The organism is Methylocaldum marinum (genome assembly GCF_003584645.1).
GTDB lineage: Bacteria > Pseudomonadota > Gammaproteobacteria > Methylococcales > Methylococcaceae > Methylocaldum > Methylocaldum marinum.
The window spans coordinates 713,603-737,389 of the sequence record NZ_AP017928.1 but is presented as its reverse complement, the minus strand read 5'-3'; the positions used below and the strand labels follow the sequence as shown (position 1 = coordinate 737,389).

General features: G+C 56.8%; 19 protein-coding genes and 1 pseudogene. 7 read left to right on the top strand and 13 right to left on the bottom strand.

Annotated elements, in window-relative coordinates; genetic code table 11:
• Positions 1-31: 31 nt before the first annotated feature.
• Positions 32-2,728: a calcium-binding protein gene (locus tag sS8_RS29455; RefSeq protein ID WP_170160926.1), complete on the bottom strand. Its 2,697-nt coding sequence runs from the start codon at positions 2,726-2,728 to the stop codon at positions 32-34.
• Between the two features lie 466 nt (positions 2,729-3,194).
• On the opposite strand from sS8_RS29455, the gene sS8_RS03230 reads away from it, so the two are divergent.
• Both sS8_RS03230 and sS8_RS03225 read left to right on the top strand, forming a co-directional pair.
• Positions 3,195-3,671, top strand: coding sequence for a helix-turn-helix domain-containing protein (locus sS8_RS03230; protein WP_119628397.1), 477 nt, complete (start codon positions 3,195-3,197; stop codon positions 3,669-3,671).
• Positions 3,668-4,081 carry a transposase family protein gene (locus sS8_RS03225; protein ID WP_119628396.1) on the top strand — a complete coding sequence of 138 codons (414 nt, stop codon included), beginning with the start codon at positions 3,668-3,670 and terminating at the stop codon, positions 4,079-4,081. Before sS8_RS03230 ends, sS8_RS03225 begins: the two co-directional genes overlap by 4 nt.
• A gap of 821 nt (positions 4,082-4,902) precedes the next feature.
• On the opposite strand, the gene sS8_RS03215 is transcribed toward sS8_RS03225, so the two are convergent.
• The 4 genes from sS8_RS03215 to sS8_RS03200 form a co-directional block, all read right to left on the bottom strand.
• On the bottom strand, positions 4,903-5,289 hold the full coding sequence (locus sS8_RS03215) for a transposase family protein (RefSeq protein ID WP_269461488.1): 387 nt from the start codon (positions 5,287-5,289) through the stop codon (positions 4,903-4,905).
• Positions 5,290-5,469: 180 nt separating this feature from the next.
• Entirely contained in the window at positions 5,470-6,558 is a 1,089-nt protein-coding gene (locus sS8_RS03210; protein WP_119628055.1) for an IS5 family transposase, read from the bottom strand.
• A 124-nt stretch (positions 6,559-6,682) separates the two neighbouring features.
• On the bottom strand, positions 6,683-7,213 hold the full coding sequence (locus sS8_RS03205) for a helix-turn-helix domain-containing protein (RefSeq protein WP_119628393.1): 531 nt from the start codon (positions 7,211-7,213) through the stop codon (positions 6,683-6,685).
• Positions 7,214-7,607: 394 nt separating this feature from the next.
• On the bottom strand, positions 7,608-8,651 hold the full coding sequence (locus sS8_RS03200) for an IS5 family transposase (protein WP_119632595.1): 1,044 nt from the start codon (positions 8,649-8,651) through the stop codon (positions 7,608-7,610).
• A gap of 396 nt (positions 8,652-9,047) precedes the next feature.
• On the opposite strand from sS8_RS03200, the pseudogene sS8_RS03195 reads away from it, so the two are divergent.
• Positions 9,048-10,069, top strand: a pseudogene (locus tag sS8_RS03195) (IS481 family transposase).
• 75 nt (positions 10,070-10,144) lie between these two features.
• On the opposite strand, the gene sS8_RS03190 reads toward sS8_RS03195, so the two are convergent.
• Genes sS8_RS03190 through sS8_RS03180 form a run of 3 tightly spaced genes read right to left on the bottom strand, consistent with a single transcriptional unit; the run spans position 10,145 to position 13,982 of the window.
• Entirely contained in the window at positions 10,145-11,110 is a 966-nt protein-coding gene (locus sS8_RS03190) for a calcium-binding protein (protein WP_170160924.1), read from the bottom strand.
• Entirely contained in the window at positions 11,032-13,161 is a 2,130-nt protein-coding gene (locus sS8_RS03185; RefSeq protein WP_119628391.1) for a calcium-binding protein, read from the bottom strand. The genes sS8_RS03190 and sS8_RS03185 overlap by 79 nt, the downstream gene beginning before the upstream one ends.
• A complete protein-coding gene (locus tag sS8_RS03180) occupies positions 13,158-13,982 on the bottom strand; it encodes a hypothetical protein (protein WP_119628390.1) in 825 nt (274 codons plus the stop codon). The genes sS8_RS03185 and sS8_RS03180 overlap by 4 nt, the downstream gene beginning before the upstream one ends.
• Before the next feature lie 237 nt (positions 13,983-14,219).
• Between sS8_RS03180 and sS8_RS03175 the strand changes: the two genes are divergently transcribed.
• Positions 14,220-14,576, top strand: coding sequence for a hypothetical protein (locus tag sS8_RS03175; protein ID WP_145986395.1), 357 nt, complete (start codon positions 14,220-14,222; stop codon positions 14,574-14,576).
• Positions 14,577-14,804: 228 nt separating this feature from the next.
• On the opposite strand, the gene cysQ is transcribed toward sS8_RS03175, so the two are convergent.
• A complete protein-coding gene (gene cysQ, locus sS8_RS03170; protein WP_119628388.1) occupies positions 14,805-15,623 on the bottom strand; it encodes a 3'(2'),5'-bisphosphate nucleotidase CysQ in 819 nt (272 codons plus the stop codon).
• An 83-nt stretch (positions 15,624-15,706) separates the two neighbouring features.
• Here cysQ and yrfG point away from each other — a divergent pair, with 83 nt between their 5' ends.
• The 3 genes from yrfG (at position 15,707) to rho (ending at position 18,361) form a co-directional block, all read left to right on the top strand.
• Complete coding sequence (yrfG, locus tag sS8_RS03165; protein WP_119628387.1) at positions 15,707-16,363, top strand: GMP/IMP nucleotidase; 657 nt, start codon at positions 15,707-15,709, stop codon at positions 16,361-16,363.
• A gap of 241 nt (positions 16,364-16,604) precedes the next feature.
• Positions 16,605-16,931, top strand: a complete 327-nt coding sequence (gene trxA / locus sS8_RS03160; protein WP_119628386.1) for a thioredoxin TrxA — start codon at positions 16,605-16,607, stop codon at positions 16,929-16,931.
• A 173-nt stretch (positions 16,932-17,104) separates the two neighbouring features.
• On the top strand, positions 17,105-18,361 hold the full coding sequence (rho, locus tag sS8_RS03155; protein WP_119628385.1) for a transcription termination factor Rho: 1,257 nt from the start codon (positions 17,105-17,107) through the stop codon (positions 18,359-18,361).
• A gap of 64 nt (positions 18,362-18,425) precedes the next feature.
• Here rho and rmuC read toward each other — a convergent pair whose 3' ends face one another.
• From rmuC to dcd, 4 genes are all read right to left on the bottom strand, one after another.
• Complete coding sequence (gene rmuC / locus sS8_RS03150; protein WP_232020496.1) at positions 18,426-19,940, bottom strand: DNA recombination protein RmuC; 1,515 nt, start codon at positions 19,938-19,940, stop codon at positions 18,426-18,428.
• 32 nt (positions 19,941-19,972) lie between these two features.
• Positions 19,973-21,874, bottom strand: a complete 1,902-nt coding sequence (locus tag sS8_RS03145; RefSeq protein ID WP_119628384.1) for a VTT domain-containing protein — start codon at positions 21,872-21,874, stop codon at positions 19,973-19,975.
• Positions 21,871-23,151 carry a glutamate-1-semialdehyde 2,1-aminomutase gene (gene hemL / locus sS8_RS03140; protein ID WP_119628383.1) on the bottom strand — a complete coding sequence of 427 codons (1,281 nt, stop codon included), beginning with the start codon at positions 23,149-23,151 and terminating at the stop codon, positions 21,871-21,873. The genes sS8_RS03145 and hemL overlap by 4 nt, the downstream gene beginning before the upstream one ends.
• 68 nt (positions 23,152-23,219) lie before the next feature.
• A complete protein-coding gene (gene dcd / locus sS8_RS03135) occupies positions 23,220-23,786 on the bottom strand; it encodes a dCTP deaminase (protein ID WP_119628382.1) in 567 nt (188 codons plus the stop codon).
• Position 23,787 lies beyond the last annotated feature (1 nt).

Below are 23,787 nucleotides of genomic sequence, written 5' to 3'. Positions count from 1 at the left end.
AGACGGCGAAGGCCATGGGCTCCTTTCTGACTTACTGCCAGTTGGCGGCGATCACCGAATTGAGGGCGTCCTGGTAGTTCTGCGGCAGCGTGGTTTGTCCCGCCGAAGGCGGAGCAAAGGCCGCCATCGCCGTGACGAGATTTTCCACTTGGCTATCCAGCAAGGCTTGGCCGTCCGCCGTTTGGAACCGCTCGAGATGATAGGCCGATCCGGAATACCAATTGGAAATGGTGGCCTTGTCGTCAGTGCCGATCACGCTGACTTCGAGATTTGACCCCACGTGGCGGAACCAGAGTTGATCGATAGCGATGTCCGCACCGAACAGCAGTTGATCCGTATTAGCCGAGGATTCGTAATCGCTGATCGTATCTTGGCCGTTGCCCCGGCCGAACCGATAGGTGTCGCTGCCCAGGCCGCCCGAGAGGGTGTCGGTGCCCGCCCCGCCCTCCAAGACGTCGTCGCCGGCATCACCATAGAGATAATCATTGCCCTCGCCGCCCAACAGCCGATCGTTGCCGGCACCGCCGTAAACGTAGTCGTTCCCCGCCCCGCCGTCGAGTGTGTCGTCGCCCGCCTGGCCATACAAGCTGTCCGCACCACCCTGACCGGTGATGGTGTCGGCCTCCACCGTGCCGCTGAGCGTCTCCGCGTTGTCCGTGCCCGCGTACAGCTTGGCCTGGATGTCGGCCAGACCCCAGACCGTACCGTCGGCAAACGTGATCTGCTGCAGCGGGTTGTAGGCGTTGCTGGGATCGTCCTGGTACAGGAAGTTCTGCACCGTGATCTGGTCGGTGGTGCCCGCCAGCTTGATCACCAGCGAGTCGCCCGAGGTGCTCAACCGCACGTCGCTGGCCGCCACCCCCTCCTTGAACTGCAGCACGTTAAGCTTGCCCGCCGTGGTGTCGTAATCCGAATAGATCGTATCCTGCCAATCGCCCAAACCGAACCGGTAGGTGTCGTTGCCCAGGCCGCCCGAGAGGGTGTCGGTGCCCGCCCCGCCCTCCAAGACGTCGTCGCCGGCCTCGCCATAGAGATAATCATTGCCCTCGCCGCCCAGCAGGGTGTCGTTACCCCCCCGCCCGTACAGGGTGTCGTTGCCGCCACCTCCTTCAAGAATATCGTTGCCGGCTTGGCCATCCAGCACATCATTCGTGCTCCCACCGAACAGGATATCGCCCGTGGCCGTACCGGCGACGTTGCCACTACCCCGGGCCACATGAAGATTCTGGAGTATGGCTTCAAGCCCCGCATTGCCGACCGCGCCATCGACCCAGGTCCGCAGGGTCTCGAGCCCGATCCAGCCCGAGTTCCTTAAGCTGTCGCCGGCGTAGCGGTTGAGTTCGATCAGATCGGTCAGGGCGTTGCCGGCATCGGTTTGATAGAGTGTGTCGAGCCGGGCATCCAGGGCGCTGAAGTCCAGGGTCAACCCGGTCTCGGTGACCGTGAAACTCACCGCATCGAGATACGGCTTGAGCCAGGTCTGCAAGGCCAAACCTTGGTACACCGATTGTTTCAGCGCCTCGTAGCTTTGCCTCAGGAGATCCAGCCTGCCTTGCTCGAATGTGCCAAAAACTGGTGTACGGCCGCCGGGGACCGGTGCCCAGCCAATCGAACTGCCGCCCGACCCACCGTCGATCCACGCGACAACCCCCACGGTGGTATCCGTGGCTTGGCCGTCGGCGAATTGGATGAAGTTTTGGCCGTTAAATGGTTCGAGCACCTTGATCAGGTGTTCGATCTCGGCGATTTGGGCCCGGATTTCCGCCTTGCGCTCATCGCTGATTACGAGGGTTGGAGTACCGGTATCAAGACCGCCAAAGTCGTCTTCATGCAGGACGAAATACGCTTCTTCCGCCGTAACCCCGGGTGGCAGAAAGGTCAGATCGAGATTTTGCTGGGTCGCGAGGTCGTAGGAATTCTGCAGGGTCGAAGTCGCCGCCCATTGGTCGATCAAGGTGTTCGCATGGGCGATGAACTGAGCTCGGGTGGTGTCGGTCGTCATCGCCGACAGCGTCGCCGCAACTTCGCTGGAGAGGCTCGCCGCTTCCCTGAGATCCCGCACCAGCCCCGCCCCCTGCATGTCCGGTAGCGCCAGGGCGGCTTCGGTCAAGGGCACGGGATCGGTGAAGGTGCGGTGGAAGGTATCGCTCGCGAGGTCCACGTCCGCCACCTGGCCCAGAGTGCCCACCGTGCCGTCGGTGCGGGTAAAGGTGCCGAGGTCGGCGATCTGGTTGCGGTCCGCCAACACCTGGCTGTTCTCCGTCTTGGCGACGTGAATGGCGGCAATCCCGGCTTCGACCAGGGTGAACAGCTCGCCCGATTGGCTGATGCCGTCCTGGTTGAGGTCGCGCCACAGGCGGAGCTGGCTAAAACGGGCATCGCTGGCATTGACTGTCCCGTCGCCGTTGGTGTCCTCCTGGGCCAAGGCGGCGAAGCCATCGACCGCCGTGCCGCCGGTACTCAAAGGCGTGGAATCGCCGAACAGCTCGCGCCCGGAATCGATGGTGCCGTTGCCGTCCCGGTCCAGGACCAGAAAGGCATCGTCCGGCTGGATCCAGCCGGTCCCTTGTTTGATGCCGTCGCCGTCGTGGTCGAAGAGAATCGGATTGGTGGCACTGAGACCCACCGTCTCGATGCCATCCCCGTCCAGGTCGAAGACCAACGGGTCGCGGCGGGGGGCCACCCAGCCACGGGCAGCGAGGAAGTCGGACGAGATTGACTCGTCCATGCCATAAGCAGGAGAGATAAGAAAATCTAAAAGCCACTGCCCTAGAACGATCCCACTTTCTAGAAAACCCTCCCACCAACTCTGAACATCATATGCTGTAGGTATATTTTGACCAAGCCAGTGTCCTATTTGACTTAATACTGACTCGTCAATTGTTTGACTTAAGTTTTCGAGATTTGAAGGATCAGACCAATAATCACGTAATTCATTGAAAATTTTCTGCGTCCCTTCTAGACTCGTTCCTACGGCAAAAAGACCTGCAGCAACTGCAATCCAAGGTGAAGCCCCTATTGTGATCGCAACCGCAGCCATAGTTGATACTATCGCCGACGTTGAGGTTAATATGCCTTGTGGCTGTAAATTACCTTCCGCATAAGATTTAATATTACCAGCAATGCTCATTAGACATTATCGGAAACCGGTATAATCGTATCTCACTGACTACAACACCGATTGAACCTGAACGATGCTTTGCTACGAAGATCTCAAGGGGAAACCCAAGACCTTGATGGCTATGACCAGCCTGAAGCCTTCCGAATTCGACGAGCTATTGGTCCACTTTACGGCCGCCTGGAAAGAAATGACCGGAACAGACGCCTCCAAGGGCGGGCGTCCCCCGGTGATCGCGACCATGGCCGACCGGCTGTTGTTCATCCTGTTCTACCTGAAGACTTACCCCCTGCAGGAGGTCATCGCGCATCTGTTCGGCCTCAGTCAGCCTCAAGCCCATTTCCTGATCCACCGGTTAGCCGCCGTGCTTGGCAAGACCCTTGCGGCTAGTGATCACAGGCCCGCCCGCCTCACCGAGGAGATGCTGTCCAGGCTGGCGAAGGAACGGCCGCAGGACCTTGGCATCGACGGTACGGAACGGCGCGTTAACCGCCCCGCCGACAAGCTCGGTCAGCGTGTCCACTACAGCGGTAAAAAAAATGCCACACTGTGAAAAACAACCTGGTGGGCGGCCTGGAGGACAGGCAAGTCAAGTACCTCGGCGCCGTGCATGAAGGCAAGAAGCACGACCAGAAAATTTGCGACGAGGAAGGGATGCGCCTCCCCGACGAGGCCGAGCTTTACCGCGACAGCGCCTTCCAAGGACACGAACTGCCCGGGGTCACGATCTACCAGCCCAAGAAGAAGCCACGCGGCGGCACGCTCTCGGCTGAGGAGAAGGAGGCCAACCGGCTCATCTCGAGCATCCGCGTAGTCATCGAGCACATCATCGCAGGGGTCAAGCGTTGCCGCATCGTCAAGGACGTGTTCAGGAATACCAAGCACGGCTTCGACGATGTCGTCATAGAACTTGACTGCGGCCTGCACAATTATAGAAGCCACTGCCGCCATCACAGTTATTGACGGTAGCCGCGGTCCCAAAAGTATATGAAAACCAGTTTCCAATAACGTCTATTGATGCTGCACTTAGATTAGCACCAACTCCAAATGGGGTTGGGCTTAGCAAAGTCGCAGCCAAACTATAGGAAGCTGTTAATCTATCGAAAAAGTCTGGCTGAAGCATGGCGTCACCAAGCTGATTACCACCATCGTATGCTTGATACAGGTTCAGGCTATCACTAAGAAAATTTGAAGCTGCCATATCGCACCCCCACGATGCTAAGCGTTGATGAAGGGAAATATTAAAATCAAGACAATGACAATCATTAGAAAAATATCAGCCATTATCACAGCCGTCCGAAGTCTTCTGCTGTGTATATATCGGTATGGTATGCTTATGGTCTTATATAGATTACGCGGAACAATCTCTTGCATTCCATGGTAGTCTAACTCAGACTTTCTCTTGATTAAGTAGACTACATACTCAACAATAAGGCAAAATACTATTAATATCTTTGGCAAATCTTTCCGATGTAATCTAAAGCCAACCAGATCGGATTCAGGATTGCTGGCATAATAAAGATAAAATAACAAAGCTGATAAACCAAATAATATATGCGCGGTAATCAGGATCGCGCGCCAACTCCGCCTACGCTCTTTGCCGCCTAACGCGTTAAGATAATAGAAGAACTCGGACAACTTAGGAAGCCGACGCTTCGACTCCAGAAACTCATCAACCGCCGCCATCGCTATAATAATATAAATCCACCCAGCAATTAACAGAAGGATAAAACCCATTTGCCTCATAAATATTAGAGTTGTTTCAGATGCTAAACAATTGTAAATCAACAGATTTTGTAGTTCCAAAGCCCGGCGGAAAGTGAGAAGAAATAATCCACGAAGTGATCCAGATGATTTCTAATCCGATGCATCATGCAGTGGAAGAACTTCATGCCACCGATGGCATGCTCAACGATGACCCGCGTGGCGGCTTGTTTTCTGTTCTGTTTCTTCTGCTCAGGCGTCAATGTCGGATTAGGGTTTTTCTTGGATTTTCTAGGTTTCTTGTGGGGTAGATATATTTGGGTACTTTGATAATCTTTGTCCGCGCCCAGAAATCCTAAGTCAAGCCATAAATTGACCTTCTCGAACCACGCTGAATCCGGCGTGAAGACGTCTTTCATGAGTGTGTAGTCATGTACGCTGCCTGCCACAATGCAACACAAAAACAATATCCTTCGATTAACAGGCTGTTGAAATTCGCCTCCATGCCTTCGGCTTTACCCCTTATCGGCGGCTTAATTTTTAGTGCTGAAGGTCCTTTTAGCTCTGAAATCCCGGTTCTAGCCGGTTTTCATCCCCCCGCTTGGGGGTTCTTGCCGCCTTTCGGCGAATTTTGGGCAGACGCCCGCCTAGGCCGTCGACCATCGCCAGCCGAACAGCCCACCCAACCGGGTCAGGTTGTAGGCGGCGAAAGTGAACACGGTCTGGGCCGCCACCTTCTTCAAACCCCGGAACCGGGTCTGGCGTAACCCGCCCACGGTCTTCGACCACCCGAAGATTTCTTCCACCCGCTTGCGCCTCTTCAGGCTGGTCCGGTAGCCGGCGTGTCGGGTGGTGCGGCCATCGATGGCGGAGCCTTTTTCCTTCCGGGCGACATGCGGCGTGACCCGCTGCTCCCGGAGAGCTTGCACGAACTCCGGCACGTCGTAAGCCTTGTCCGCCCCGACCGTCGCGCCGGGCTTCGTGACGGTGCGACCGATCATGATCTTGGCCGCGTCCCGTTCCGCCGTGCCGGTGGCGTGAGTCACCTCGACATCCACGACCAGGCCGGTCCGGTTTTCCATCAGGGCATGGCCCATGAAGCACAGTTGAGCTTTATCCCCTTCGCTTTTCTTGTAAAGGCGAGCCTCCGGATCAGTGGTCGAGGCGTGGGTCGCGTTGGAGCGCTTTTCGCCCTTGAAATCGACGGACGGATTCCGGCCGCCGTCCTCCGGCGGAGGCGAGCTGCCATCCTTTTTCACAAAGCTCTTCATGGAGGCCCACGCCTGGATCAGCGTGCCGTCCACCGAGAAATGCTCGTCCGACAAAAGGTCCTGCCATTCCGCCAGCAACACGACCCGCTCGAAAAACAGCCGGGAAATCCGCTCGTTCAGCAACCGATCCCGGTTGGCGCTGAAGGTGGAGTGGTCCCAGACCTCGGCATCCAGGGTCAGCCCGACAAACCAGCGGTACAAAAGATTGAATTCGATCTGCTGGACCAACTGCCGCTCGGAGCGGACAGAGAACAAGACTTGGATGAGACTGGCGCGCAGCAGCCGCTCCGGCGGAATCGATTCCCGGCCGGTCCGGGCATAGAGGGCATCAAATTCCGAGTCCAGCGTGGTCAGCAGAATGTCGACCACGGCCCGGAGCTTCCGAAGGGGATGATCCTTGGGAATCCGGTCTTCCAAGGTTCGGTAGCTGAAGAGTTCTTGCTGGGTGATGTCGGCGCCGCGCATGAAAGAGTCCAAAGTATCTTGAAATGATATCATTTTGCCATGACAAACAATCGGTTATGCCTATTTTATGCGATCCATCCAACGAATTCATGCGGCTTCCGGGGCCGAGAAAATCAACAGCCTGTTAAAGTCGGAGATTACGAGGGATTTGAGCGTATGTCTTTTTTTTTCCGCTGTAATGCTTTTCCTGTTCAGTTTCATCTTGGGGTCGAACGCAAGCGACCTCCACGCCATCGATCGCTATGTTCTTATATTGATCAATGAGTTGAGAGAATTCTTCTGGGGTTGTTAGCGTGCGCTCCGGCATGACGTTGAGGCTTGTCAACGCTCGCACTAAAACCGGCAGCAACCGGTCGATGTGGGCATGGGCATGTCCGCCACTAAAACCGAAATGAAAGCCCAGAACGTCAAAAGTGGGATAGGTTTTCAAATAGTACAAAACGAAAAACAGCTTTTTCTCGTAAGAATCAAGATAACCCTTAGGGCCGCCCTGTTTGACGTGTTTTATTTCGCCCTTTTCGACACGCTCTCGATCGATGGCGAGAGCGGCCGACTCGAATACTTTGACGAGGGCTGTGAACTTCGCCTTGGGCATTCCAATCAACGATGCCACGATGCGGTCATCGGTTATTTTGCTAAATTTGTCGTAGATCACGGAAGGTTTTTATATTCGGATTTGTTTGAGAAACAATTGGGCTATCAATACCATGCATTGGCATCAGGTACAACTCTAATATAATTATGAAACTCGCGCAGTTTTTTAATCTCATTATGCACTCACAGTCACTCCTTTGCTTTTATATCTAAAGCTTACGGATAATTAGGACTAAAACAAACATGACTAAAATAACAGATAGCAATCCAAGAAGAGCAATGAAATATGGATTATCAGAGGGCACCTCGAAAAACCCTGAATTTTGATGAAAACCCGGCTCTAATTTTTTGACCGGGCGGGCACACGAGCCGACTCCCTCACGCTCTTGTCGCCATTTCACTTTTCATTTTCCCCGAATCGCCCGCGTTGGGGGCCTTTCGGGCGAGGGTGGGCCTCAAAAGGCCACGACACCCGCCTGTTTCAGGTAAACCAGCCGCTTCAGGTTATAGCTGGCCGCCATCATCGTCATGGCAAAGTTCGCCCTCGCCTGGCCGATGGTGCGAATAAACTTGCCGCCCATTTGTGCGATGGCGGCGAAGGGATGCTCGACCCGTGCTCGGACCCGGGCGATGCGTTGATTACGTTGTTTCTGCCGTTCGGACAGCGGATGGTTGCGCTGGCCCTTGCGCTGGATGTGGTTGCGATAACCCGCTTCCTGGAGCTGGGCTTCCCGTTCCGCACTCGGATAGCCCTTGTCGGCATAGACGTCCCGGCTGGTGTTGCTAGTGTTCAACACCGCCTCAAAGTGCTGGCTGTCATGAGTAGCGGCGGTGCCGGTCTCGATCTTGCGGATAACCTTGTAGCGCTTGTCCACGTTGATGGAGAGCTTGTAGCCGTGGTGGCTCTTGCCGTGCTTCTTGGTCCAGGTGGCGTCCAGGTCTTTTTGCCGCCGCTTGGCCGGGCTCCAGTCCGCCGGCATCGCGCCTTCCTTCAGCATCTCCTTATCGTCCTTGCTGAAGTGCTGCTTTGGCGCAGGCACCAGGGTGGCGTCGATGATATGCCCCCCGCGGGCGATGTAGCCATGCTTGAGCAACTGCCGCTCGATGCCGTCGAACAGCGCCTGGGCGCCGACCTCGCCGATGCGGTTCTCGAAGGTCCACATCGTGGTGCGGTCCGGGATGCTGGCCGAGTCCATCAGCCCGCAGAAGCGCTGGTAACTCATCCGATCAAGCAACTGGTATTCCATCTGCTCGTCCGAGAGATTGTTGACCCGCTTGAGAAACAGGATGCGCACCATCGTTTCGGTGGGAAACGGCGGACGACCGCCTTGCGGGCTGACCGGTCGGGGCGCCGCCTGATCCACGTCCGCGGCAAGCGCCGCAAAGTCGATGTGGGTCTCGAAGGCCACCAGCGGATCGCCCATCCGGTCGATCTTCTGCTTGCGCAAATCGGCCGCAAACAGATCGGGTTTGATCGCGCTCTTCGGAGACTTTGGCATCTTCGGTTTGGTCATGTCTGGGACTCAACACACTGATTGGCTACAGGTCCTATTTTACCGGGCGCGCGCAGACCAAGGAGGTTTTTCGAGGTGCCCCAGAGTCTTTTCGACGGTATTTTCCAAAACTAATGAGCCTCAGTGTTGCAACTCCAATCCAATAAAATAAAAAGTCAATTAAAAATGAAATTACGGCATCAAACATTTTTTCAACTCAAAAATAGATCGGAATTAACACAGACGATCCAATAGTCACGAAATAATTCCTCTTGAGTTAATTTGGATTAAAAAAAAGTGTCGCGTTCCGTGTGATTATTTACCGAGAAGGAGTTATGCTCTGTTCGAAGCCCGGAGCCTTCTCCAGGAGATCTTCGGTCCGTCCAAGTGAGGTTCCTTTCCATGCAGATTCGTCTTCATAAAAATGCCCGTACCACACCGGCCGTGCGACAGGCCATTCAAGAGTCCACGTTGAGCGAACGCGCCTTGGCCCAAAAGTACGGCGTCAGCCGGACAACCATCCGTAAGTGGAAACACCGCTCCTCGGTCGAAGATGCCTCACACCGGCCTCACACCCTCAAGACCACACTCACGCCCGCCCAGGAAGCCATCGTGGTCTATCTCCGCCAATCCCTGCTCCTCCCCTTGGATGATCTCCTGGCCGTCACCCGGGAATTTTTCAATCCCGACGTCTCCCGGTCCGGGTTGAACCGCTGCCTGCGCCGTCATGGGGTCGCGTCTCTCAAAGCCCTGCTCCCTCCTGTGGAGAAGACTAAATACAAGCCTTTCAAGGCCTACGAGCCCGGCTTCCTTCACGTGGATGTCAAGTACTTGCCGGCCATTGAGGGCGAACCTCGCCGGTACCTGTTCGTCGCCATCGACCGTGCCACCCGCTGGGTCTATGTCGCCCTCAAGCCCAACCGCTCCGCCTTAAGCGCCAAGGCCTTCCTCAAAGAAGTGATTCAGGCCGCGCCTTTCCGCATCCAGAAATGCCTCACCGACAACGGCTCAGAGTTCACCGACCGTTTCCTCACCCGGACTCGCCAGCCCTCCGGAACGCATGAGTTTGACCGACTCTGTGCCGAACAGGCCATCAACAGGCCATCGAACATCGCCTGATTCCGCCGCGTCGGCCCCAAACGAATGGCATGGTAGAACGCTTCAATGGCCGCATCGAGGAGGTGTTGCAAACCCATTACTTCGACACCACGGCCGACCTGGAAACCACGTTGCACCGCTATGTCGCCCTGTCTAATCGCCATATTCCCCAACGGGCCTTGGGCCATCTCACCCCGATTCAGGCTCTCAAAAACTGGCAAACGTCCCATCCCCATCTCCTTCGCAAGAGGGTTTATCTTCACGCGGGACCTGACACCAGAACGGTACCGAATGATTCTGTCGATTCGCTTGCGCAAGTCTGCTAGCAAGGTACTGTCTCTACAATGAGACATTGACTGATTTTTCTGTCAGCCATAGCGGATTTTTTTGTCCGTTTTGGCTTACAGCGACGATGACAATATTGTGCGCCAATGCCGTGGCTTTTTATCGGCCTTCTCGCGCAACTGAGGATGCTGAACTGTGCCGACGATATCGAAACCGCGTTCGATGAGTTGGTGGTAAGAAAGGGTTGTGCCGTCGGCGAACTCGAACGTGTCGATCACCGGATTCGCCCCTGGGTCGTCGGCGTTGAAGCCCTCGATATGGATCGCGCCGCCGTCCGGCAAATGGATCGCCAACGAGCCCAAACCCAAACCCAGACGGAGGTCGGATGGCCCGATCCCGGCGCCGAAGCTCAAGATGTTGCCGATCGGCAGGCCGTTCGCCCCTGGCTCGGCGTAATCGTCGATGCGGTCGATGCCGTCGCCCAGGTTGTAGACATAGGTATCGCGCCCGGCCCCGCCCTCGAGCGTGTCGTCGCCGATACCGCCGACCAGGACGTCGGCGCCGTCGTCGGCGTGCAAAACATCCTGTTCCGCGCCACCGTCGAGATAATCCACCCCGGTTCCGCCTGCCAGGACGTCCGAGCCCGCACCGGCGAACAGCGTGTCGTTGTCTGCATCGCCCAGCAGGGTGTCGTTGCCTTCCCCGCCCTCGATATAGTCGTCACCCGCGCCGCCGTCGACGTAGTCGTCGCCGTCCGCTCCGGCGAGCGCGGATAGCGGGCCCGCCCAAATATCATCGTTTCCGCCGCCGCCGAAAATGACGTCGCCCCCGGCTTCGCCGAACAACTGATCGTTCTCGGAACCGCCGTCCAGCACATCGATTCCGGCTCCCCCGACCAGGATGTCCTCACCCACGCCTCCCTTGAGGTCGTCGTCTCCGCCATTGCCCAGCAATATGTCGTTCTGCTTGCCGCCCACCAGGTCGTCCTTCGCACCATGGCCGATCAGCAAATCGTCTCCGTCTCCGCCCCACAGGGCCACCCCCCGGTATGGGCGGGCATACTCGCCATGGAATGTTGCCAAGAGGTTGCCGGCGCGATGCCGATCGGTGCGAGGGTAGGATGCATGTATTTGACGTTGAAGACATTGCTCGACGTGATGGTGAACTCGTAGGTCCAGCCTCCGCCGAGCACCGATTCGCCGAAGTAGGTTTCCCCGGGACGAATCCCGCCGTAGTAGTCCACGGTGACGTTCCCATTTCCATGCAAATAGGGGGCGCTGTGCCCGCTGTTCCAGTGCTGGCTGACATCGGTCCAAAAGGCGTCCGCCGTGATCGCCGAGTTCGGCTGGCCGATGACCATGAACTCGGCACCGATCGCGGAGACGATGTCGTCCCCGCCGCCGGCGTCGACGAAACTGCCGTCGCCGAAGCCGGTGATGTAATCATTGCCCAACCCGCCGTCGACATGGTCCGCGCCGCCGTCACCCACGATCCAGTCGTTCCCCTCGCCGCCGTTCAGAACGTCGGCTTCGGTCGAACCCCAGATCATATCTTTGCCGTCCAGGCCATCGACTCGTACTGAGCTGGTCGATGTGCTGCTGAGATAGTTGCCGGTTTCGCCGCCGCTAAGCGGAGTGCTGGTCGTAGGCGGCGCGGCACCCAAGCGGATGCCCAGATCGCCCGATTGGAAATCCGCTCCCAGCTCGATGGAAGCGCCGTCCGGCGTTTGCAGCCGCCAGGTGGCGCCGCGGATCAGGGTCAGCCCGTCCGCCGAGGTATATGTGTCCGGCTGATCGTCAACCGGTTTGAAGTAACCGGTGGCGAGCTGGTGGGAAACCGTGCTTTCGATGCGGATCAGGCCATGGAACGTGCCGTCGGCCTCACGTGTTTCGACGATCCGGTCGCTGCCGTCGCCGCTTTGATGGACGTAGGTGTCGAAGCCCTCGCCGCCAACCAGGATGTCGTCGCCCTTGCCGCCTTCTAGCGTGTCGTTGCCGGCTTCTCCATAGAGCACGTCATCGCCTCTGCCGCCCTTGAGGTCGTCGTTGCCCTGCCCCCCCACGAGCAGGTCGTGGCCGGGTTGGTAGGCTTGTGAAACCAGATCGCGGGCGTTCAGTCGGTCGCGCAAGTCGAACCAGTAATCCCCGACCAGCACCTCGCCGTTGATGTCCGTGGTGTACCCCTTAGCCGTGACATAGTTGTAGACGAACAGGTCACGGGCCGGCTTCAAGGCTTGGGCGAGGGTATCCACACCGTCGAATACCGAAAGTCCATAGTCGTTGTTAGCCCGGTCAATGTTGTTGACAGCCCCAACCTGACCATCCAGCCCAACCCCGAAACGGGCTTCATAATCGGCTATCGCATCACGATGCCGGGTGTACATTTGCAACACCTGTTTGGCTTCGGCTACGCTGACATTGTTGGGGTTATCGTACAGGCCGAAAATTTCAGCTTCGTAGTAGCGGCGCTTGGCGACGCCGTCGCGGATATTGTCCGGTTGATTGGCGGAATTCGAGCCATAGCGAATTTCAAACCAAGCTTCGGCGCGGTTGCCCATTTCGATTGCATTGCGTAATCCTGGGCCCAAAAGTGATGTGGAACCGCTCTTCGTATTGAAGCTCAGACTCAGCAACGCGATGTGTTCGAGCGAGTTCTGGAAACTGGCGTAACTTTGCAGGGCTGGCAGCCAGTCCCACAAACGCCGGTCATAATCAGGCAACAAGGCATTGAGGGTGTCGATAATTTCCGCGTCGGAATGGAAGCGGAAGTCGGCGCGGCGGTTAGGCACGTTTCCAACTCCGTCTAGCTGTGTATCGACCGCCCGCTGCGCCATGATGCCGTCTAGGGTGGCGATGTTGTGGCTGTTGATGGCGTCATCCAACTCCTTGATGTAAGCCGCCTCGGCGGTTCTGGCAGCAGCAGTGGCAAGTTTAGACACATCTCTCCTGTCTGTAATGCCTAACGTAATGAATACCTTATCCCTCACACTTGGCTCACTGATATTGAAACCGGAACCGATCGTGACTTTCCCATCCCCCACGTCCCTTGCCTCATAGTGCTTGCCTTCCACCTTGGTCAGGAAGTCGAGCAGTTGTTGCGGAAAGTTTGCTGCGCCATGCCAGTTCGTCGTCATTTTTTCATCTCCTTGCGTCGGGTGATCCAGTCAAATTCAATTGCACAAAATGGTACTAGTCCGCTGCCGAAATCTCGGGCGATAAGTGCTCTCCCCTCCCAATCCACTATGTAATGCTTGCCACCGTACACCACTACATCGCCTCCGCTGCCGTAATGGGCAATCTTCTCTTTCGCCACATTGATACTCTTCAGATCATCGGTGACCAGATACATGATTACGCCGTATTCATATTTCCCAGGGCCGCGTTTCCACCAAATCCTAGCAAGGGTTTCGGGCGCCTCGTCGACCAGTTGGATATTGGCACGCAATACCTGAAGTTTTGCCTTACCGGCCTTAACTTCGTCCCGCGTCGGAATAATGAAGGGCTTAGTGATCTCGGCAAGCGGACGCTTTTCCTCGGCCTCAGCGCCGGGATTCCAAGAAGATCGTTGTGTCATGCGTAGGGACATCTTCTCTCGAAACGACAGCATGTCGTAACGAATCAACGTCTCGAACAGGTCCATGTGGGCATCTACGTCCAAGTCTCGCCAAGCCGCTTCCTTGATGCCAGGGATTTCCCAAATGATGCGCTTATAGTCCATGTCAGGTATCCAAAAAGGTTCCTTCAACGACCCCAGTTTGTCGAGGCGCTTCTTGAAGGCTTCGCAAATCGCATAGCCTTTGCCTTGCTTGATCACATAACCTGCCGCACTCGCGGTATGGCTAACAGTGACCGCAAGCAGGCTGAACAGAACGGCTGAAGCTCGCATAGAATGGAATAGCGACCACGCATTCTGGCGGATGGGTTTTTCACATGCTCGATTGACGAACAACCTCATACTGATTCACAGGTCCGCTTTACTCAGGGTAAATAAAATCAAGCCGAGGTGAAATTTCAGCTCTCTCGAGGAACAGTCCGGGAACAATCCTATCCTTCGATCCAGCTACCTCTATCAACCGCTTGCTTTGCCTGTCATCTAAGAGCAGCATCTGCGGGGATGCGATGGCAAGGTTGAACGCGTATTTTTACACCAGGCCAGAGGTAGGCGATGCGATAGAGTACGATCGACTTGTGGGTGGCGCATCAATCCCTTTGCCACGCAAGGAATGCAGGTGGGTTCAAAAATAGCCATAAATCTGAATTGGGAACTGTGATCAGCTTCTCAGAAAGGGAATTTGATAGGGAACGGGTCGCCGGCGTTGAAGCCCTCGATATGGATCGCGCCGCCGTCCGGCAAATGGATCGCCAACGAGCCCAAGCTCAGATGGAGGTCGGATGGCCCGATCCCGGTGCCGAAGCTCAAAGCATTGCCGATCGGCCGGCCGCTCCCTGCGGCTTAACGAAGTCGTCGATTCAGTCGATGCTGCTGCTGAGATCACAAAAAATAATGTCGCTGCCGGCGTCGGCTAGCTGGTCTCGCCGGGAATTATGAAGATGGAAGCATCGCCGGCATCACACCGCCTGATGGCAGCTCGGCGTCTTCCGAAGTGGAACATCGAGCGGAAACGGCGGCCATCGATCAGCATTGGCCCGCACCAGGCCGGTGATCTCATCCGCCGCATGAAAGGCTATCTCAGTAACATTAACTGAACGGTGATGTACCGAGGAGTTTTTGTTAGCGCCGGCAATGGTATCGGCATCCGGCCGAGCGGAGTACGCATCAGCCCTCTATGCCGTCCGCATATCGGGACCAATCCCTGGATTTGTCGCCAAACACGAGAAAATATGGATTGAGCAGCGATGGCTTGGTGTTGTAGCGCAATGGCTGTCCGCGCAAGTCGGTCACCTCGCCGCCGGCTTCCTTGACGATGCAATGCGCCGCCGCCGTGTCCCATTCCGAGGTCAGGCCGATACGGGGATAGAGATCCGCCACCCCTTCCGCGACCCGGCAGAGTTTTAATGAACTGCCGATCGACATGAGCTCATACTCGCCCAACCGGCTCAGGAAAACGGCCAGATCCTCAGTCTGGTGAGAACGGCTGCCGACCACCCGGAGCGGATAGTGCGCACTTTGTGTGACTTCGATGCTCCGCGGGGGCAAATCGCCGGTCTGCTTGAAAGCACCGCATGCTTCGGATGCAAAGTAGCAGAGCTCTTTCTCCGGTGCGTATACGACGCCGAGTACCGGCTGATGACGGTGAATCAACGCCACGTTGACGGTAAATTCCCCGTTTCGTTTGATAAACTCCTTGGTGCCGTCCAACGGATCGATCAGCCAGAAGGTCTCCCACCCGCGCCGCTCCTCGAAAGGCAGCGTTTTGGATTCTTCCGAAATGATCGGATAGGCCGGACGCAAAGCGGTGAGGCCTTCGACCAGGCAATGGTGGGAGGCGAGGTCGGCCGCCGTGAGCGGTGAACTGTCATCTTTGACAGCGACCCGGAAATCCGATCCGTAAATCTCGAGGATACGGCGCCCCGCCTCCCTGGCAAGTGCGACTACGGATTCTAGGAAGTGGGATGGTTCTTTTCTGATGGGCATGGATTGGAATCCGCAGCTACTCACTGGATATGTTCAGGAAAAAATCAATTTTAAAGTCGAAGTAATCGAACGAATATTAAACCATGATCGATTGGCGAAACATTAGCAGCGTGTTTCTCGACATGGACGGTACGCTGTTGGACCTGAATTTCGATAACCATTTTTGGCGTGAATTCGTACCGCTACGTTACGCCGAACGGCACGGTCTTTCGCTGGTCGAAGCCAAGGCGGAATTGATGCCCCGTTTCAAGGAAACCGAAGGTCGGCTCGAATGGTATTGCCTGGATTACTGGAGCGATCGATTGGGCCTGAACATCGCCGAGTTGAAGGCGGAAATCGCCGGGCTGATAGCGGTATTGCCGCATGTGACCGAGTTCCTGGATGCCGTGCGCAAAGCCGAAAGGCGCCTGGTTCTGGTAACCAACGCCCACCCGAAAAGCCTGGGACTGAAAATGGAGCGCACCTGCCTTAACGCGTTTTTTGATGAGATCGTCTCCTCGCATGCGCTTGGTTTTCCTAAGGAAGCAGCCCCGTTTTGGCGGGAACTCAGTGCCATTGAGCCTTTTTCGCCGGAACGGACGCTGTTGGTAGACGACAGCCCGGCTGTTTTGCGCGCTGCCCGGCAGTTCGGGATCCGCCATCTGGTTGCCATGAAAAGGCCGGATAGTCGGCAACCTCCGAAGACTATCGTCGAGTTCGACGCCATTCATGACTTTCGCGAGCTGATGCCTTCGGGCTGAAATCGACTGCGGCGCCGCACTCACGAAACCGGCGGTCCGGCGGACATTCACCCGCGGGTTAAGACGCCGCGTCTTGAGTGTACAGACGGCGATGTACGTAGGAATTCGCAGGACTTGAAATTGTTCTCCTTTTAGGCTGAAATGAATGTATGCAAGGGACCGCTGCATCATTTCCATTCGCGCGGGCCGTTGGCGCCCCAGTCCTTTCAAGTTTCCCCGTTGAGATCGTGAGGAGTCCATTGTGAGCGAACGCATATTTCATGTTACCGATGCCGAGTTCGAGGATAAGGTCCTCAACGCGGGCAGCCCCGTTCTGGTCGATTTTTGGGCCGAGTGGTGCGGTCCCTGCAAGATGATCGCTCCAATCCTGGAGGAAATCGCCGGGGATTACGAAGGGAAGCTGGCCATCGCCAAACTCAATATCGACGAAAACCCTGCGACTCCGCAACGGTATGGCGTACGCGGAATTCCAACGCTGATGCTGTTCAAGGACGGCGGTGTCGAAGCTACCAAGGTGGGAGCCTTGGCCAAGTCTCAGCTGGCCGCATTCATTGACGCCAATATTTGAGTATCCGGCATGCGCGGGCCGCTTCTGACTAGACGGTCCCGCATACCTGTGCTAATTTTGGCGAAAATCTATACGTCGTCCTCTTAACCGGGCCAGTTCCGGCCGTTCTCTCCGAGCTCGTCTCTCATGCGAGCGCAATCCTTAAAGATTTTTTCTGCTCTTCACTTACGTCTATGAATCTGACCGATCTTAAACGCAAACCCGTTTCCGAACTTATTGAAATTGCTGAATCACTCGACATCGAAGGCGTCGCCCGAACGCGCAAGCAGGATTTGATCTTCTCCATTCTGAAGAAACAGGCCAAAAGCGGAGAAGACATCTACGGCGACGGCGTACTCGAAATCCTGAGCGACGGGTTCGGCTTTCTGAGGTCGGCCGATAGTTCTTTTTTGGCGGGACCCGACGACATTTATGTTTCGCCCAGCCAGATTCGTAGATTCAGCTTGCGGACCGGCGATACGATTTCCGGAAAAATTCGCCCACCCAAGGACAACGAACGTTATTTCGCCATGCTCAAGGTGGAGCAGATCAACTACGAGCCGCCGGAAAACGCCAAGCACAAGATCTTATTCTCTAACCTCACGCCCCTGTTTCCGGTCGAACGCCTGCAACTCGAAATCGGAAACGGAACCACGGAAGATCTGACCGCTCGGGTGATCGACCTGGTCGCTCCTATCGGCAAAGGCCAGCGCGGTTTGATCGTGTCGCCGCCGAAAGCGGGCAAGACCATGATTCTCCAGAACATCGCGCATTCGGTAGCTGAAAAGAACCCCGAATGCTACCTGATCGTTCTGCTGATCGACGAACGGCCGGAAGAAGTCACCGAGATGCAGCGTAGCGTCAAGGGCGAAGTGGTTTCCAGCACCTTTGACGAACCGCCGGCGCGCCACGTGCAAGTGGCGGAAATGGTCCTGGAGAAAGCCAAGCGCCTGGTCGAACATAAGCGTGACGTTATCATTCTGCTCGACTCCATTACCCGTCTTGCCCGTGCTTACAATACGGTGATCCCATCCTCCGGCAAGGTATTGACCGGTGGCGTGGACGCCAACGCCCTCGAGCGACCCAAGCGATTTTTCGGCGCCGCCCGAAATATCGAGGAAGGCGGCAGCCTGACGATCATCGCCACCGCGCTGGTCGATACCGGGTCCCGCATGGATGAAGTGATTTACGAAGAATTCAAGGGCACCGGCAACATGGAATTGCACCTGGAGCGGAAAATCGCCGAGAAGCGCATATATCCGGCCATCAACATCAACCGGTCCGGCACCCGCCGCGAAGAATACATCGTCCCGGCGGACGAGCTGCAAAAATGCTGGATACTGCGGAAAATTCTGCAACCCATGGATGAAATGGCGGCCAGCGAATTCCTGCTGGGCAAACTGAAGGACACCAAGACCAACGCCGAATTTTTCGACATGATGAAGCGCTGAGAAAAAACTAGGCGCCGCACTTTATCGACCTGACCCGAAGCTTTCATTCCAACACCGGGTATACTTACTTTTCGGACGATCCGCTGGTTTCCCCAACTGTAGGAATTTCCCGTTTGAGCGCGGCGTACATCTCGTCTTCGATAGCCAGATCGACTTTTTCCAAAATACTTTTCGGAAGCCGTTTATTCACTTTCACACCCAGCTCCACGAAACTTTCCGCCTGACGAATCAGATTTCCGCGTCCGCGGGTCAGCTTGTTCATCGCGTCGTCGTAGGACTTGTGGACGTTGCCGAGCTGGGTGCCCAGTTTTTCCAGGTCTTCCACCAAGCCGCGCAATTTGTCGTAAATCGACCCCGCCTTGTCCGCGATGATTCTGGCGTTTTCGTTCCGGCGCTCGTAGCGCCAGATGTTTTCTATAGTGCGCAGGGTGGCCAACAAGGTGGTCGGCGTCACGACTACGATATTGCTGGAGAACGCGTCGGAAAACAGCTTATCGTCGTGCTGGAAAGCGAGCATGAAGGCCGATTCGATCGGCATGAACAGCAGGATGAAATCCAGTGACCGCAGTCCGTTCAACCCGGAATAATCTTTCTGAGCGAGGGTCTTGATGTGATTGCGCACGGCCTGAACATGCTCGCGCACCGCCGTGTCCCGTTCCGGCCCGTCGTCCAGCGCACAGCACCGGTCGTAGGCGACCAGCGATACCTTGGAATCGATGATGATGTCCTTCCCTTCGGGCAAGTGTACGATCACGTCGGGTCGAAATAAGCGATTTTCGCCGTCGCGATATCCCCCCTGAGTCTCGTATTCGATGCCCTTCCGCAGTCCCGACTGCTCCAGTACCCGCTCGAGGATCAGCTCGCCCCACGTCCCCTGCAATTTCTTGTCGCCTTTCAGTGCGCGGGTCAGATTGATAGCCTCCTGGTTGATAAGCTGGGTCTGTTGACGAAGGTTTTCGATCTCCTGACGCAACGACGCTCGGTCCTTGGCATCGTGCAGATGCATTTCGTCCACTTTCCTGCGGAAATCGCCGAGCTGTTCGCGAAACGGGGTTAGAACGCCGTCGAGCTGGCTCTTGTTCTGTTCGGTGAATTTCTGCGTCTTCTGATCGAGAATTTTCTGCGCCAGATTTTCGAACTGGGCGAATAGCTGAACTTCGGCGTTACGAAGCAATGCCAGTTTTTCTTCCGTATTCTGCCGCTCGCTCTCCAGGCGTGTCTTCAGCTCCGCGACCTCGGTCCTAAGCGCTTCGAGTTGCTGGTTCTTCTCGGCAACAGTCTGCTGGTGGGACCCGATTTCGGCTTCCAGCCTCGGAATGCGTGCGGCTTTCTCCTCGGCGACGGCGAGTCCGGTGCTCAACGCGTAGACACGGTCCTGGCGGTCGGCCAGCTCGCTTGCCAACTCGGCGATTCTCTCCGCCTGCTGTTCCGCCGATCGCCGGCACAACTCCGGGTGATGTCCTCGATTGCGCAAAGCCGCCATCGCCCATCCCAGGGCCAGTCCCAAAGCCAAGCCTATGGCCAGAGCCAAAGCAGGCGACAACCTATCGATATCTGCCAGCCAATACGTTTTATCCATCGGAATATCTTTCGGAATTTGAATCGATGATTTCAGGGCGGCAGCAGCACGACGGTCTGACCATACTCGCCGGTTCTCAGCCATAAAGGACGCAGAGATTGAAGTTCGCCAATGAAGATGCCGAGCGCATCCATGCCGTTTATGGCCTCTTCGGAAAATTTCAGGATACCGAAAAGATTGCGTTCCTCCAGGAAAGCAACGCTTCCCTGAAAAATCGGAACGGCTTCCGGTTCCAGCTGCTGTCCACTGGGCCAAAAGCGCACGATCAGCCATCTCCCCGCAGGAGTCCTCCTGACCATGCGAAGACTATCCACGTCGGTTTGATTGAAATGGGGCAATACCGGCAAGTCCGCCATTTCGGTCTGGGGATTCAGGAAATAAAGCGCCTGCGCCGGGGTCAGCGGCTTGGGCTCCTGCCAGCCCAACTTGAGCAAATCCGAACGGATGGCGTCGATCGGCGAAGCCCATTGAATTGACAGCGCCTGTTCCGGTCGGCCGATCGTTTTCACGCGATAGGCCGGAAGGAACCGCCAGGCCTGATCGGACCATTGCTGCTCGCTCACATTCAGCAGCGGTCGCCGATAGTAAAATTCCTCCAGCGAATGCTCATGCCAGAAGAATGTCCCGATCCCGACCAGGCAAACCGTCGCGATCCAGCTTAAGCCTCTGATCGGTGTATCGCCGTGGCGATGGCGCCGATAAGCCACTCCTAACAGGACCAGCCACACCAAGGCCAGCAACAGGCCAAAGCAAACCGCGAGAAACTCGCCCGTGTCGGCATACACGCGAGCAAAGCCAATGACGATGACCAGCAGGGTTGCCGTGGAGTAAATCAACCAGCGCCAGCGCGGAGACGCACTGTCCGCCGTCAGCACGGCGGCGAAGCCGTATACCGCGCCGGCGTTCAGGACATGACCGTCGATCGGCGGATTGTCGTCGGCCAGATTGCAGAGCGCCCCCACCACCAGCGCGAATCCCAGGGCTCCCAGAAAATGCGCCGCAGCGACACCGTGGTTTCGGATCAACAACCAGCCGAGCACAAAGATCGAGAAAACCGAAACGGCCGCGGCCTTCCCCAATTCCTCGAACACCATCAATGCATAATCCGACCAGGGATTCCGCCAGGCTTCCAGAGATACCGGAACCACATCGGCCGGTATCAGATAGCAGGTCAGCAGCCCCGTCAGGCCCAGGATCGCAGCCCACACGGATAGACCGGCGTAATCGCGCTGCTCGGGATCGATGAGCGGAGCCGTAAGCCGTCCCAATAGCGGGTGTTCTCGGCTAAGATCGAAAGTCGCAAGAATGAGCTGGTGCGCTCGGGGCTGGAAATAAAGATAAACGTGCTTGCTCAACCAGGCACCCAGCCACAGGACCGCCAACAGCGCAATCAATAGCGCGGCCAGACGTCCTGTGACTTGCGAGGCCAAATCGAGCGATGCGCCGAAAGCCATGCCCGGAAGCAAATAGGCCGGGCCCCAGAGAACGGCCGACAATACATTGATATAGATGAACCGCCGCACCGGCATCGCCAGCATTCCCGCAACCAGCGGAATCACCGCGCGTACCGGTCCCACGAAACGCCCGAACAACACGCTGCGCCCGCCGTAGCGGTGGAAATAATCGATACCGCGGTCGATCATTCCCGGATATCGCGAAAACGGCCAAAAGGACGACAGCCGATCGCGATAGCGCCAACCCAACCAGAAGCTGATTCCGTCGCCGACCACTGCCCCGGCTACTGCGTAAGCGCAGATTGGAGCAAACGCCAGTACCCCCGTCCCGACCAGCGCACCGGCGGCGAACATCATGGCGACGCCGGGCACCAGCAGGCCCACCACCGCCAGGGATTCGGCCATGGCAATCAAGAAGACCGCTAAACCGGCATAGTGGGGATGCAGTGCAATCCATGCATAAATGGTTTCAAAGCTCAAAGTCGACTAAAGACGCGCTCCGCAGCCTGTAGGGTTTGATCCAGTGTTTCGAATTCATGTGCGGCGGAAACAAAGCCGGCCTCGAACGCGGACGGAGCGAGATAGACGCCTTCGTCCATCATGGCGTGGAAAAAGCGCTTGAAGCGCTCCTGGTCGCAGGCCATGACGCGATCGAAGCTGTCGACGACTTTCTCGCCCGTAAAGAAGAGACCGAACATGCCGCCGACGGAATTCGCCGCAAGCGGAATCCCAGTCTGCGACGCACGCTCCCGCAAGCCTTCGACGAGATAGCGAGTCTTTTCGCTCAAGTGCTCGAAAAAACCCGGAACGGCTATCAGTTCCAGGGTTTTCAATCCCGCCGCCATGGCTACGGGATTGCCGGACAAGGTTCCGGCCTGATAGACGGGACCCAGCGGAGCCAGTTTTTCCATGATGTCGCGCCGGCCGCCGAAGGCGCCGACCGGCATACCTCCCCCGATGACCTTCCCGAGTGTTGTCAGATCAGGGCGTATGCCGTAATGCGCCTGCGCTCCGCCCAGTGCAACGCGGAATCCGGTCATGACTTCATCGAAGATCAGCACCGAACCGTGGGCATCGCAAACCGCCCGAAGCGTCTCCAGAAAACCCGGTTTCGGCGGCACACAGTTCATGTTGCCGGCCACCGGCTCCACGATAATGCAGGCAATCTCGCCGCCCAAACGCGAGAATGCTTCGCGCACCGCATCGTCGTCGTTGAACGGGAGAGTGATCGTATGTTCGGCCAGGCAAGCCGGAACCCCGGGTGAACTCGGCACGCCCAGGGTCAGCGCGCCGGAACCGGCCTTGACCAGCAGAGAATCCGAATGGCCGTGATAACAGCCTTCGAATTTGACGATCCGGTCGCGCCCGGTATAGCCGCGCGCCAGGCGAATGGCGCTCATGGTCGCTTCGGTGCCCGAATTCACCATGCGCACCATGTCCATTGAAGGCACCAGCTCGCACAGCTTTTTCGCCATCACGGTTTCGATAGGCGTGGGAGCGCCGTAGCTCAGCCCGCGATCCACGGCACCGTGTACGGCTTTCAACACTTCCGGGTGCGCATGCCCGACGATCATGGGACCCCAGGAGCCGACATAATCGATGTAGCGCCGTCCGTCCGCACCGAACAGGTACGGCCCTTCGGCACGGTCCACGAAAACCGGGGTTCCTCCGACCCCCTTGAAGGCACGCACCGGCGAATTCACGCCGCCCGGAATGTAGTTTTGAGCTTCCGCGAACAATGCGGACAGATCGGCCATAGTCTTAACTCTCGCTAAACTTCAAAAAATTCCGGCTCGGACAAAAGTACCGGCACGCGTCCGCAATATCAGGTCTTGGGCAAGGTTACGCCGGTTTGTCCCTGATACTTCCCGCCTCGGTCCTTGTACGAAACTTCGCAAATCTCGTCGGCGCCGATGAATAACACCTGGGCTACCCCTTCGTTGGCGTAGATCTTGGCGGGCAGCGGCGTGGTATTGGAAAACTCAAGCGTCACATGCCCCTCCCACTCGGGCTCCAACGGGGTCACGTTGACGATGATTCCGCAGCGGGCATAGGTGGATTTGCCCAGGCATATCGTCAGCACATCGCGCGGAATCCGGAAATATTCGACGGTCCTCGCCAGCGCAAAGGAATTGGGCGGGATGATGCACACGTCCGAGCTCACGTCCACGAAGCTGTTTTCGTCGAAATTCTTCGGATCGACAATGGCCGAATTAATGTTGGTGAAAATCTTGAATTCGTTGGAGCACCGAATGTCGTAGCCGTAGCTCGACGTCCCGTAGGATATGACCCGCGCATTCTCCACCTCTCTCACTTGCAGCGGCTCGTAGGGCTCGATCATCCCATATTCCTCCACCATGCGGCGGATCCAGCGGTCTGACTTGATGCCCATG

Excerpts from the sequence above, each read along its gene's own strand:
- rho (WP_119628385.1), top strand. The coding sequence starts at position 17,105 with ATGAATCTGACCGATCTTAAACGCAAACCCGTTTCCGAACTTATTGAA.
- rmuC (WP_232020496.1), bottom strand. The coding sequence starts at position 19,940 with ATGGATAAAACGTATTGGCTGGCAGATATCGATAGGTTGTCGCCTGCT.
- sS8_RS03180 (WP_119628390.1), bottom strand. The coding sequence starts at position 13,982 with ATGAGGTTGTTCGTCAATCGAGCATGTGAAAAACCCATCCGCCAGAAT.
- sS8_RS03210 (WP_119628055.1), bottom strand. The coding sequence starts at position 6,558 with ATGCGCGGCGCCGACATCACCCAGCAAGAACTCTTCAGCTACCGAACC.
- yrfG (WP_119628387.1), top strand. The coding sequence starts at position 15,707 with ATGATCGATTGGCGAAACATTAGCAGCGTGTTTCTCGACATGGACGGT.
- sS8_RS29455 (WP_170160926.1), bottom strand. The coding sequence starts at position 2,728 with ATGGACGAGTCAATCTCGTCCGACTTCCTCGCTGCCCGTGGCTGGGTG.
- dcd (WP_119628382.1), bottom strand. The coding sequence starts at position 23,786 with ATGGGCATCAAGTCAGACCGCTGGATCCGCCGCATGGTGGAGGAATAT.
- hemL (WP_119628383.1), bottom strand. The coding sequence starts at position 23,151 with ATGGCCGATCTGTCCGCATTGTTCGCGGAAGCTCAAAACTACATTCCG.
- cysQ (WP_119628388.1), bottom strand. The coding sequence starts at position 15,623 with ATGCCCATCAGAAAAGAACCATCCCACTTCCTAGAATCCGTAGTCGCA.
- sS8_RS03230 (WP_119628397.1), top strand. The coding sequence starts at position 3,195 with ATGCTTTGCTACGAAGATCTCAAGGGGAAACCCAAGACCTTGATGGCT.
- sS8_RS03185 (WP_119628391.1), bottom strand. The coding sequence starts at position 13,161 with ATGACGACGAACTGGCATGGCGCAGCAAACTTTCCGCAACAACTGCTC.
- sS8_RS03200 (WP_119632595.1), bottom strand. The coding sequence starts at position 8,651 with ATGCCAAAGTCTCCGAAGAGCGCGATCAAACCCGATCTGTTTGCGGCC.